At 38.0% G+C, this 12,227-nt stretch carries 10 protein-coding genes; all 10 read right to left on the reverse strand.

Annotation, left to right across the window (positions count from 1 at the left end; translation table 11 throughout):
* Nucleotides 1–107 precede the first annotated feature (107 nt).
* Nucleotides 108–287, reverse strand: a complete 180-nt coding sequence (locus MKX29_RS00295) for a YjzC family protein (protein WP_095369821.1) — start codon at nt 285–287, stop codon at nt 108–110.
* A 400-nt stretch (nt 288–687) separates the two neighbouring features.
* On the reverse strand, nt 688–1,641 hold the full coding sequence (gene argF, locus MKX29_RS00300) for an ornithine carbamoyltransferase (RefSeq protein WP_341103236.1): 954 nt from the start codon (nt 1,639–1,641) through the stop codon (nt 688–690).
* The gene (locus MKX29_RS00305; protein WP_341103237.1) at nt 1,638–4,730 is read right to left on the reverse strand and encodes a carbamoyl phosphate synthase large subunit; all 3,093 of its coding nucleotides are present in this window, start codon (nt 4,728–4,730) and stop codon (nt 1,638–1,640) included. Before MKX29_RS00305 ends, argF begins: the two co-directional genes overlap by 4 nt.
* Complete coding sequence (locus MKX29_RS00310) at nt 4,723–5,802, reverse strand: carbamoyl phosphate synthase small subunit (protein WP_341103239.1); 1,080 nt, start codon at nt 5,800–5,802, stop codon at nt 4,723–4,725. The genes MKX29_RS00305 and MKX29_RS00310 overlap by 8 nt, the downstream gene beginning before the upstream one ends.
* A gap of 81 nt (nt 5,803–5,883) precedes the next feature.
* Complete coding sequence (locus MKX29_RS00315; protein ID WP_341103242.1) at nt 5,884–7,035, reverse strand: acetylornithine transaminase; 1,152 nt, start codon at nt 7,033–7,035, stop codon at nt 5,884–5,886.
* Nucleotides 7,035–7,811: an acetylglutamate kinase gene (gene argB / locus MKX29_RS00320; RefSeq protein ID WP_224937726.1), complete on the reverse strand. Its 777-nt coding sequence runs from the start codon at nt 7,809–7,811 to the stop codon at nt 7,035–7,037. The genes MKX29_RS00315 and argB overlap by 1 nt, the downstream gene beginning before the upstream one ends.
* A gap of 13 nt (nt 7,812–7,824) precedes the next feature.
* On the reverse strand, nt 7,825–9,054 hold the full coding sequence (gene argJ / locus MKX29_RS00325; protein ID WP_341103244.1) for a bifunctional ornithine acetyltransferase/N-acetylglutamate synthase: 1,230 nt from the start codon (nt 9,052–9,054) through the stop codon (nt 7,825–7,827).
* A 16-nt stretch (nt 9,055–9,070) separates the two neighbouring features.
* Nucleotides 9,071–10,102, reverse strand: a complete 1,032-nt coding sequence (gene argC / locus MKX29_RS00330; protein WP_341103249.1) for an N-acetyl-gamma-glutamyl-phosphate reductase — start codon at nt 10,100–10,102, stop codon at nt 9,071–9,073.
* A 382-nt stretch (nt 10,103–10,484) separates the two neighbouring features.
* Nucleotides 10,485–10,946: a molybdopterin-guanine dinucleotide biosynthesis protein B gene (mobB, locus tag MKX29_RS00335; protein ID WP_224937904.1), complete on the reverse strand. Its 462-nt coding sequence runs from the start codon at nt 10,944–10,946 to the stop codon at nt 10,485–10,487.
* On the reverse strand, nt 10,940–12,205 hold the full coding sequence (locus MKX29_RS00340; RefSeq protein WP_341103252.1) for a molybdopterin molybdotransferase MoeA: 1,266 nt from the start codon (nt 12,203–12,205) through the stop codon (nt 10,940–10,942). Before MKX29_RS00340 ends, mobB begins: the two co-directional genes overlap by 7 nt.
* Between the last annotated feature and the right edge of the window lie 22 nt (nt 12,206–12,227).

Genomic DNA, 12,227 nt, shown 5'->3' on the forward strand with positions numbered 1-12,227 from the left:
CGCACGTCACACTCCTGACCTTTTTTGACCTTTGTTTTATTATAAAATTATTTCCTGCCATATGTAAAGCCATCCACATTTTGGGATGGCATCTGATTCGTTCTTTATTATGGTTTTCTTTGATAAGTCCATAATCGATTATGGTTTGAGTTTTCAGGAAATCGATCACCCGCACGAAGACTTACCACTTGTGGGTTATTCACATTACTGCCAGTTTCACCAATCTCAATATATTTACCATTATTTGGCGCTTTCTGCCCTGCTCTAAATTGTCGATTTTGTCCCAAAATGAGCACCTCCTTCAAACTTACACTTTTATTATTTCCGCGAGAAGGAGGAATCATAAAGGAAATTGTAGGTATTGTGTTTTCCTCAAATCAGATTGCAAGCCTGTCTCTGGCGCTTTTATTGTTGGGTGTACTTTTTAAATTACTCTTACCCCGCAGCTATCTTTGCGTTTTTTACTCATGATGTACGAACAAATCCTTTTTGATACGCTATTCCAACGCATTTTCTTCTTGGTGTACGAGCTCACTCACTTTGCTTCACTATCCCTGCGTTTTTTCCTCTCAATGTACGAGCAAACCCTTTTTTGCTCACCCTCAAACTTCCTAAATTCCCCTCAAATGATAAAAAGCACGAACCATTCTAGGAACAGAATAGTTCGTGCTTCAGCTTGTTACAACACTATAGTAATTCAGTTAATAAGGCTTTTTGTGCGTGAAGACGGTTGCCTGCTTGTTGGAAAACAGCGGAGTGATCACCGTCAATAACAGGCGCCGAGACTTCTTCCCCACGGTGTGCGGGCAAACAGTGAAGGAATAAATAATCTTCTTTTGCATAGGCTACAAGTGACTCGTTCACTTGATAATCATGAAAGACTTGTAAACGCATTTCATTTTCTTCTTCTTGACCCATACTCGTCCAGACGTCCGTATAGATGACATCAGCGCCATCAACCGCCTTTTTTACGTCGTTTTCGACGACAATTTTACTGCCCGTCACTTCAGCAAATCCTTGTGCTAAAGTGACCACTTTTTCATCTGGTTCGTAGTCTTTCGGACATGCAATCGTCATATGCATGCCAACTTTTGCTGCCGCAATCATTAATGAGTGAGCTACATTATTGCCATCTCCAACATAAACACAACGAATACCTGCTAATTTTCCTTTTACTTCTTTAATCGTTAACAAGTCTGCTAGTGCTTGACAAGGATGATAAAGGTCCGTTAACCCATTAATTACTGGAATAGTAGCATGTGTGGCAAGTTCTTCTATAATATCATGAGAAAATGTACGAATCATAATGCCATCAACATAATTAGATAATACTTTTGCGGTATCTGCAATCGTTTCTCCTCTACCGATTTGCATGTCATTACTATTTAAATAAAGGGCATGACCGCCAAGTTGTAACATACCCGCTTCAAAGGAAACCCTTGTACGTGTAGATGACTTTTCGAAAATCATTCCCAATATTTTGCCCTTCAATGGCTCTTCGGCTTGATGATCCGTTTGCTTCATTAAATATGCCTTTTCGACAAGTCCATTGATTTCTTCAGAAGAATAATCAGCTAATGTTAGCATATCCTGTCCTTTAATATCTAACTTTTTACCACATACAGTCGATGTTGTAATCATGATATCGTCACTTCCTTTACATTGTCGTTTTGCCAATCCTCAATTGCTACTGCTTGCCAATCCTTTTCTGTTAAAGCAAGTAAATAGGCTTCAAGTGACTCTAATTCACTAAAAGTGTGTAGTCGATTTTTAACCGCCCATTCCCGCATACGTTGATTTTCTTCACCAGTGAAAGGATTGTAAAGTGCAACAGTTGTTTCATCTAATTCGGCCCCTTGAGCATCTAGCAATTTGGTTTTTGACTCTTTTGCCAATGTCCTGATGCCATCTGTTAATTCGCCACTATACAAAACGGACCGTTCCTTATCTCCATGTAATTGAAACACTTTCTTTAAAGCTTGTGGTAAAGTCGCTGCTAACGCAATTCCTTCACCAGTTGACTTCATTTCTGGTCCTACTTTAGCATCAAGACCTTTTAGTGCATAGTTAGAGAAAACCGGATATTTGACAGTAACAAATGTTTGCTTCGTATCTTCTGGAAGTTGGTCTTTTTCGAAAAATTGCTTTCCTAATAATACTTTCGTTGCCTCCTGAACCAATGGAATAGCAGTCACTTTACTTACAATTGGCACCGTTCGACTTGCCCTCGGGTTTACTTCAAGTAAGTAAACTTTGTTATCATCAATAATATATTGGATGTTCATTAAACCTTTATATCCAAGCTTTTTAACCATCAATTGTCCATACTTAATCATAAGATTTTGTACTTCTTTTGATAAGCTTTGTGGCGGTAAGACTGACATACTATCACCAGAATGAACCCCGGTCCTTTCAATATGCTCCATAACTGCCGGGATGAGAACATGCTCTCCGTCTGCGGCTAAGTCAAGCTCCGCCTCTTTCGCCTGTAAAAATTGATCCACAAGTACAGGGAATGGAATATCCTTCTTTTTATAAACTTGAAACGCTTCATCATTATAAATGGTTTCCATCCCCATCCCACCGATAACATAAGATGGTCTAATCAATACTGGATAGCCGATTTGGTTTACATATTGTTCGAGTTCAACTTCATTTTCTGCAACGTACCCTTGAATATGAGGGATTTCAAGTTCATCTAATAATTGATAAAATAATTCTCTATCTTCAAGGGTATCAATGGTTTTCGAATCAGTACCGAGTAATTTTACCCCATAATCTTCTAGCTGATTAGCTAAGTTAAGCGCTGTTTGTCCACCTACTTGAACAATGACTTCATTCACTTGTTCCGCTTCAATTACATTCATCACGTCTTCAATGATTAATGGTTCAAAATAAAGACGATCTGCTGTCGTAAAATCCGTACTGACTGTTTCCGGATTATTATTAATCATAATCGTTTCAATACCTTCATCTTTTAAAGCAAAGACACTTTGTACAGAACAATAATCAAATTCAATTCCCTGGCCAATTCGTATCGGACCACTACCAATGATTAAAACTTTTCTTTTATCGCTTGGTATTTGTTCATTTTCTCCAAAATAGCAAGAGTAAAAATAATTGGAAGACGCAGCGAATTCGGCAGCACATGTATCAACCATTTTATAAGATGGGATTATCCCCATTTCTTTTCTTTTATGACGAACAGCTTTTTCATCGACTTGCCACACTGAAGCAAGGTAGGCATCACCAAAGCCCTTTTCTTTGATCAGTTGCATCATTTCTGGCTCAATATTTTCGAGTGAAGCTTGTGCAATCTCTTTTTCTAATGAGATTAAACGTTGGAAAGCTGACAGATAAAAATAATCAATTTTAGTGATGTTTTTTATCTCTTCAGCGCTTACCCCACGTCTCATTAACTCTAATATAATAAAGAATCTTTCATCTGTTTGGCCTGCTAGCTCCTTCAGTAACGTCTCTTTTGTATCTTTTTTAATCCGAGGATAGTGAAGATCAAGTCCTTTTCCTTCAAGGGAATGAACCGCTTTGATCAACGCTCTCTCCAAGTTTCTATCAATCCCCATTACTTCTCCTGTTGCTTTCATCTGCGTGCCTAATTTGCGATCAGCATCAGAGAACTTATCAAACGCCCATTTTGGAAATTTGACAATGCAATAGTCTAGTGCCGGTTCAAAACTAGCAAAAGTATCACCAGTTACTGGGTTAATAATTTCAGAAAGATGATAGCCTACAGCCAACTTTGCTGCCATTCTTGCAATCGGATATCCAGTTGCTTTAGAAGCAAGAGCAGAAGATCGGCTAACTCGAGGATTCACCTCAATCAGGTAGTAATTTTTACTTTCTGGGTCTAGAGCGAATTGAATATTGCATCCACCAATGATGCCTAACTCAGAAATAATTTTGACAGAAGCACTACGAAGCATTTGGTACTCTACATCGCTTAATGTCTGACTCGGGGCAACAACAATACTATCTCCTGTATGTACACCTACTGGATCAATGTTTTCCATATTACAAATGGTGATACAAGTATTGTTGCTGTCGCGCATCACTTCATATTCTACTTCTTTAAACCCAGCAATACTTCTTTCTACAAGTACTTGCGTAATCGTACTTTCTTTTAGGCCGCTCTTAACGAAATGCTTTAATTCATTCATATCTGTTGCAATACCACCCCCTGTTCCACCAAGGGTATAAGCAGGTCGGATAATGATAGGGAAACCAATCTTTTCAGCAAAAGCAACCGCTTCTTCCACATGATGAACGATTTCACTCTCTGGAACTGGTTCATTTAAGTCATTCATTAATTGGCGAAATGCTTCCCGATCTTCACCTTTTTTTATTGCTTCGATACTACTACCTAATAGTTTCACCTCATATTTATCTAATACGCCTGCTTCACTTAGTTGAAAGGTTAAATTTAGACCTGTTTGACCTCCTAAAGTTCCTAATAAGCCATCTGGTTTTTCTTTTTGAATGATTTTTTCAATACTATTTACTGTTAATGGTTCAAAGTAAATCTTATCTGCAAATGCGTGATCTGACATAATTGTTGCAGGGTTATTATTTACTAATATCACCTTGTAGCCTTCTTCTTTAAGCGCCGCGCATGCTTGCGTGCCTGCGTAGTCAAATTCTGCTGCTTGCCCAATCACGATTGGTCCCGATCCGATGACCAGGATTGATTGGATACTGTTGTCTTTAGGCATATGCGATAACGCTCCCTTTCTTCTCTTCAATCGTTTGAATAAATTCTAAAAATAAATAATGCGTATCGGTTGGTCCAGGGTTAGCTTCAGGGTGAAATTGTACCGTCTCAATCGGATAAATTTCATGAGTGAGACCCTCAACAGATTGATCATGCAAATTAATGAACCTTGTTTTAAATCCAGTTGTTTCTAAACTTACTGTATCAACAACATAGCTATGGTTTTGCGAAGACATCATGACACGTCCTGTTTTTAAATCACTAATAGGGTGATTCGCCCCTCTGTGTCCAAAAGATAACTTTGTTGTGTTACCCCCAAGTGCAAGTGCTGCCAACTGATGTCCTAAACAAATCCCTAAAGTAGGGTAGCTGGTAATTACTTTTTTAAGTTCGGGTAAGACGTGTTGAAGCGTTTTCGGATCTCCAGGACCATTGGACAGAAGGATACCATCAGGATTTAACTTAGCAACTTCATTGAATGTTGTAGAAAATGGCACAGTAGTTACTTTACAATTTTGCTGTAATAAGCTATTAAGTATTGATTTCTTATAGCCGAAATCATAAAGAACAATATGCTTATCACCTTCACCATATGTGTGCATCTGAGGATTAGAAACCATTTCAACCTTATGATCCTCTTGTTTACTCCATGTTGTATCTTTTACAGAATGAGCGGACATAGTTGCTGGCATGGAACCAACTGCCCGAATTTTTTTCACAATTGACCTTGTATCCATATGCCCTAGCACAGGAATATTCCATTTACGCAAATACTCCTTCAGTGTATAGGCAGATTGATAATGAGAAGGTTCATTTGTCCCCTCATAAACAATCACGCCAGCTACATGTGGCTTTTTACTCTCAAAGTCTGATTCATTCACACCGTAATTCCCAATTAAAGGATAAGTGAAAACGATAATCTGATCTTTGTAGGATGGATCTGTTAGCACTTCTTGATAACCTGTCATTCCTGTAAAGAAAACAATTTCTCCTGCAACCTCATTTTGTGGTGGCGTATTTAGCCATTCCCCTTTATAACAATGACCGCTTTTTAAATGTAAATACCCTTCCATCTTTAACACCTCGTGAACTTGTATATTCATTAAACAAAATTAATTTTTATGCATTTTTAGTTTTAAAAATGCAGCCATATTTCAGGCTGTCTGAACTGGAACTATATTCTTTTTCAGTATAGCTACTGCTTGATTTATCTCTTCTACTGTTGCTGTTAACGGTGGTAATAATCTCAAGACATTCTCACCCGCCGATAACGTAAGCAAGCCATCATTTCTTAAGAATTGCATTAAAGATGCCGTATTTGTATTCATCTCTATACCAATCATTAATCCTAATGAACGAATAGCGGTTACCTCTTCTATATTGTATAGTGATTCCTTCAACTGTTCAAGTAAATATTCTGCCTTTTCATTCACTTCTGACAAAAAATCCTCATTGAAGACTATCTCCATTGTAGCGATCGCTGAAGCAATACTTAATGGATTTCCTCCAAATGTGGAACCATGACTGCCTGGACCAAAGTATTCCTTTAGATTTTCTTTGCCTATGATAGCACCGATTGGTAGCCCACTTCCAAGCCCTTTTGCACAAGTAATAATGTCTGGTTGTAGGTCATAATGTTGAAAGGCAAATGGTTTACCTGTTCTACCAATGCCTGTTTGGATTTCATCAATAATGAGCAATGCTTGGTATTCTTGACATAATTGTTGCAATTCTTCCAAAAAGGCCGAATCCGCAAGGTGAATACCACCCTCACCTTGAACCACTTCCACCATCACGGCTGCTGTTTCATGATCTATTAATGATTTCACCGACTCGATATCATTAAAAGTAGCATGCGAAAATGTTGGCAGCATACTCCCAAACCCTTGTTTTACTTTATCCTGACCTGTTGCCCCCATCGTAGCAATTGTTCTACCGTGAAAAGATTTGTTAAATGTAAGGATTTTGTCTTTACCTGTAGCTTTTTTGGCTAATTTAATTGCCCCTTCATTTGCCTCTGCTCCGCTATTTGCAAAGAATGTATAAGCTAAACCAGATGCATGAGCTAACTTTTCTGCTGCCAATGCTTGTTGTTCTTGTGTAAATAGATTGGATACATGCCAAAACTTATTTAATTGCTTTGTGATCGCTGCTTGGACTGATTCGGGGCGATGACCTAAGTTAGTGACACCAATTCCGGATGTGAAATCTAAATATTCTTTCCCGTTTTTATCTATTAGTTTTGTGCCTTTTGCCTCTGCTGGTTCTACTTCCCAGCGAGCATATGTGGGGAATAAATGATTCATTATTGTACCACCTCTACTTGTTTTTTTGTCATTTTTGTCCCTGTCCATGCTTCTCCATTAAAAAAGTTGTGCTTCCCAGAAGCAATCATTACACTAGCAAGGCCTTGTTCTAACACCGCTACTGCAGAGTTTACCTTTGGTATCATCCCGCCCGATATCTCACCACTGTCAATATGCTGTTTTATTTCTTCTGTATCTAAATGCTCTACGAGTTGTTTATTAATTAATACTCCTTCAACATCGGTGACGAATATACACATTTCCGCTTCAATTGCTTTTGCTACAGAAGCAGCAGCAAAATCTGCATTGATGTTTAACTTCTTACCATCTTCTGTTGTAGCAATAGGCGTTACAACAGGTATATAGCCTTTATTAAGAATTACTTCTAATAACTCCGCTTTCACTTTGGTAATTTCTCCTACTAACCCAAGCTCTGCTTCATTAATAAAATCAGCTTGTAGAAAACCGTGGTCACTCCCATTCAAACCAACTGCTTCAAAACCATTACTATCAAGCAATGTTGCTAACTTCCTATTGGCTACACCTGATAACACCATTTCAACAATCTTCATCGTCTCTGGCGTTGTTTTTCTTAAACCATTGATAAATTGTGATTCTACCTTGTGTATTTGCAGCATTTTGTTTATTTCAGGACCACCACCGTGAACGAAAATAAGTTGGTAACCATTCTTCTGTAAATGATGTAAACTTTCAAAGAACGCAGGTGATAGCTGATCCATCACGCTTCCCCCACATTTGATTACAATACGCTTCATTGTCTATTCCTCCTTAGGAACGATAACTTGCATTTATTTTCACGTAATCATACGACAAATCGCATCCCCAAGCTTTTCCTAAGCATTCGCCAATATGTAGATCAACGTGAATTTCCACCATTTCACCAAGTAAATATGCCTTCGCTTCTTCTTCAGAAAAGGAAACGGGAGTACTCTCTTTTAACATCTGAATAGGGCCTATAGAAATATCTACATTATTCGGATCAACCTGTACTTGACTTTGCCCAAGCGCACCAATAATTCGCCCCCAATTAGCGTCTGCTCCGTGAATAGCTGTCTTCACTAAATTAGAACCAACAATTTGTTTAGCCGCTTTTTGTGCCTCTTCGTTTGTGATTGCACCTTTGACTATTACCTCAACAAGTTTTGTAGCACCTTCGCCGTCTCTAGCAATTGATTTTGCCAACTCTTCACATGTTTGTTTTAACAAAGCTATAAAAATCGGCCAATCTTTATGATCTGGACTCAATCTTTCCGTTTCGCTCATTCCATTTGCCATCACAAGGACCATATCATTTGTAGATGTATCTCCATCTACTGTAATCTGGTTAAATGTCTCGTTTGTGATTTCTTTAAGTGCCATCTGTAAATCACCGGGACTTACCTGCGCATCCGTTGTCACAAAACCAAGCATTGTTGCCATATTAGGGTGGATCATACCTGACCCTTTTGCTGCTCCTGCCATATGAATCGTCCCACCCGCTATTTCAGCTGAGTAGCAAGTCTGCTTATCAATTAAATCAGTTGTTAAAATTGCTGTAGCAAAACTATTAGCATGTTCTTTTGTTGCTTGTGGTTGGATGGATTTTATCCCTTGTTCGATTTTTTCCATATCTAAAAATTCGCCAATGACTCCAGTAGATGCTACTCCGACCAAGTGCTCAGTCAAATTTAATTGCTCTGCAGTCAGCTTTCTCATCTTATAAGCGTCTTCAAGCCCTCTCTTCCCTGTACAAGCATTTGCACAAGCACTATTTACGACAATCGCTTGAAGCTTACCTTTGGCGACAATACTTTCTTGGGTTACTAACAAAGGAGCCGCTTTAAAGGAACTTGTTGTATAAACACCTGCACTACTCGCTGGTTGTTCACTAACAATCATTCCAAGATCCTTTTCCCCTTTACTAAGCCCTGCATAAATACCATCAGCCTTAAAACCTTTTGGTGTTGTAATAGAGCCGTCTTGTATGTATGTAATAAGGCTGTTTTTAGTTGCTTCCATTGTTTGTCGTTCCTCCTTATGGGTATAACGGGGTCATCTCCAGCCCTGTCGTTTCTTCCATTCCAAACATTAAATTTGCATTTTGTACAGCCTGACCAGCTGCCCCTTTCATTAAATTATCAATTACAGAGATAATTGTCATTCGGCCTGTGCGCTCGTCAACATGTAAACCAATATCACAATAATTAGAACCGGCTACCTCTTTTACTGATGGATAATTACCGACTGGTCTGACACGTACAAACGGACTTTGCTGGTAAGTATGCTCGTATAATTCCACTAACTGTTTAGTCGAATAATTTTCTTTCAGTTTCACATAACTTGTAGCCATTATACCTCTGGTAATTGGTAGTAACTGTGTGGTAAAGGTGATTGCTTGCATTTCCTTATTCCACACTTTTAATTGTTGTTCAATTTCAGGTGTATGTTGATGTTGATTCACTTTATATGCCGAGAAGTTCTCATTTGCCTCAGCGTAACTTGACGACCTTGATAGAGAGCGACCTGCACCAGAGATGCCTGATTTGGCATCTATGATAATTTGATCTTTTTCTATTAAATGCTCAACAACTACAGGAGCTAAACCTAATAATGTAGTAGTCGGATAACAACCAGGATTCGAAATCAGGTGTGAAGTTTTCACTTGGTCTCGATTCCACTCAGTTAATCCATATACCGCTTGATTAATCACCTCATCAGAAGTAGGGTCTTTCTTATACCATTGTTTATATTCGGATGCTGGTAACCTTAAATCTCCCGATAAATCTACTATTTTAATATTTTTATTCACAAATTGTGCCGCTAATTCACCTGATACACCAGAGGGGGTTGCTAAAAACACAATATCTGAACTTTCACTAATTTTCTCAGGCTCTATCTTTTGTAATTGATTGTTCATGATTCCGATTAAATGTGGATATTCATCAGAAATGGCTAAATTATCTCTAGTGGAATGTATAGAAGAGATTTCAAATTCGGGGTGGTTTTTTAATATTCTCAATAGTTCTGCCCCACCATATCCTGTTGTACCAATAATTGAAGCTTTCATCACGTCACCCTTTAGTTTTGTATATTTATAAATTTTTATTTATATTTATTAAATATTTAACTACTATTATAGAAATTTCTGAAAAGAAATGCAACAGGTTTTTGTAAGTTTTTTTAACAAATTAAATAAAAATTTAGATTTAACTCATTTTTCGGACTTTTATTTAAACCCCTACCCGAAAATATACCAATTAAACCAAAAATGATTTATTTATTTAAAAAAATCTTTTGCTGTTCTTTTTAACTTTAAACTCCTTTCGTTCATCCCCATTTTTCTAAACAATTGAATGCATAATAAAATACTCCCCTACAAGTAGAGTAGGTTTATTTAAAACCTGTCTACCTTTAGGGGAGTATCTTATGTACTAATATCATGTAATGAACTACCGTATAAGTTTATTCACTATTTCTTTTATAACCACTTCGTTGTTATCATCTTTTGTCACTATATATTTGATGTTTGACAGTTGCTCAATAAGGCTTTGATCGGTTTCATCCCTCAGTAAAAGAACTTTAGGATAGTTTGCTTTTTTATGTCCTTCAATAATAATAACATCTGGATTCATATAAGTTAGTACCTGAATCTGCTCTTCAAGTGTCCAATTAAGCTTTTTTGCTTGCATTAATAGCATGCCTTCACCTTCGACAATGGTAGCAGTGGCTCCTGATGCGATATGTCTACTACTATCTTTATTTGATACTACATCAGGTTCTCCGTGGCCATGATGTTTAATCGTTGCGACATTCAAGTCTTTTTCTGCTAAAGCTTGTACAAGTTGAGTGACGAATGTCGTTTTACCACTATTTTGATAACCAACCACTTGCATAATTTTAGGTGTTACCACGGCCAATTGCTACCCACAAAATCTTCAAGCATGAAAACTTCAACAATATCTCCAACACCATAGCCTCTCGTTCCACCTGGCAATGCCATAAATGCATTTGCTCTTGCTAAACTCATGACAATATTTGATTTATCAACACCGCTAGGTCGCACCATCAATGAGCCATTTGTGACATACACATCGGCTCTAACGAATCTTGTAAATGGATTTGCTTTTGGAAAATCCTGTTGTAAGATCGCTGTTTCTTTTCTTAAATGAGGGGAGCGGCAACCTAACATATAACGAATGATTGGTCTTGCAAATAATTCGAAGCCAACATAACAAGCAGAAGGATTCCCAGAGAGGCCAAATAATAATTTTCCATTTATCTGTGCTACTGTCGTAACACTGCCTGGTCTCATTGCGACTTTATTAAACAGAACCTCCGCCTGTAGTTTCTCGTATATCGCAGGGAGATAATCAAAGTCTCCTACAGATACACCACCTGTTGTGATGAGAATGTCTACATCATCAATCGCAGTCGCAATCGCTTCGTAACATGTATCAAAATCATCTGGTAGTTTACCATAATATTTCACATCAGCACCAACGCGTTCAATTTGCGCTATGAGCATCGTACTATTACTATTTCTTATTTTTCCATCTTCTAGTTCTTCTTCCACTTCTAATAATTCCGTTCCGGTTGCAAATAACCCAATAACCGGTCCTTTAGCTACAGGTACTTCAGCATACCCAAATGTCGCTAGAATGGCTTGGATACCAGGATTGATTTTCGTTCCCTTTTCAACGAGTACCTCACCTTTTTTTGCATCTTCCCCTTGAAAAGAAACATTGTCACCAGCGTTGAAGCTACGCTTAATAGACATATACGATTGGTCCCCATCTTCAAACGATCTCGCTACCTCAAGCATAACGACGCAATCACATGAATCAGGGATTTTTGCCCCCGTCATAATACGTACTGCTTGCATTGGTCCTATTTTTTTTGAGGATACGTAGCCTGCTCCAATATGATCAACTACTTCAAAAACGACCTCATTTTGTAAAGAAGCTTCTTTCGTATCTATAGACCTCACTGCAAAGCCATCGTATGGGGAGCGATTAAAATGTGGTACATCACTTGTTGCAGTTAAATCTTTTCCTAAATATCTACCATGACTTTCCTTAATTGAGACAAATTCAACGGCGCTGCTTTGTTTATAACTCATTACTTTTTTAACTGCTTCAGCAACCTGAATCAGCTTCCTCTTTTCTAGCATCTGTTTCCATCCCCTAAATAAT

Source organism: Cytobacillus sp. FSL R7-0696, assembly GCF_038006865.1.
GTDB classification, from domain to species: Bacteria; Bacillota; Bacilli; order Bacillales; family Cytobacillaceae; genus Cytobacillus; species Cytobacillus kochii.